We start from the raw sequence: 633 nt of genomic DNA on the forward strand, positions 1-633 counted from the left end.
GCCGGAGGCTGCCGCACAGCGGCCCCCGCGGGCGTCGGTGCTGCCGCAGGTGCGCCCCCTCCATCCTGCAGGGCGCCAGCCCGCGTCCGCAGGCGCCCCGCCCTTCGGTCCTGCCCCAAAGACCGTCCTTCCAGAGCAGCGGCAGCAGCGCCGCCAGCGGCGCGGCCTCCGCCCAGGCGCCCATGGAAACGCGGTACTCGGTGCTGCCGGCCAGGCTGCAGGCGGCGTCGGCGGCCTTCCAGTCCGTGGCCCACGCCGCCGTGGCCATCGGCCTGGAAAGCGCCAACACCGTGCAGATCACCACCGCCGCGCAGGCCCAGGAGGTGCTGGCCCGGGTGCAGCGCCTGGCCACCCAGGCTGCACCGGCCTTGCATGCGCTGTCCGGCGCGCTCCAGCACATGGTGGAGAACAAGACGCGGCTGTCGCAGGAGATCCGCGAAGAACTGGCCGACATCGGCCAGTCGCTGCTGACCACCGGTCAGTCGCTGCAGAAGTTCCTGAACCACACCCTGGGACGGTTCGCCCCGCAAACCATGCCGCCCGCAGAGCCGCCGGCCGAAACCCCGGCGGACGCGGCCGCCGCCGCCGAGACGGCCGCCGTGGCCGAAACCACTGCCAAGGCCGAAGCCGAGG

General features: G+C 74.1%; 2 protein-coding genes. One reads left to right on the plus strand and one right to left on the minus strand.

Annotated elements, in window-relative coordinates:
* A partial coding sequence (locus AC27KI_RS26730; RefSeq protein WP_487116920.1) for a hypothetical protein occupies positions 1 to 184 on the minus strand: 184 nt, incomplete at its 3' end.
* Between AC27KI_RS26730 and AC27KI_RS26735 the strand changes: the two genes are divergently transcribed.
* The coding region (locus AC27KI_RS26735) for a hypothetical protein (protein WP_487116922.1) at positions 183 to 633 on the plus strand (451 nt) is incomplete at its 3' end. The two genes, AC27KI_RS26730 and AC27KI_RS26735, sit on opposite strands and share 2 nt — an antisense overlap.

This window comes from Acidovorax sp. KPB24-03 (assembly GCF_057546605.1).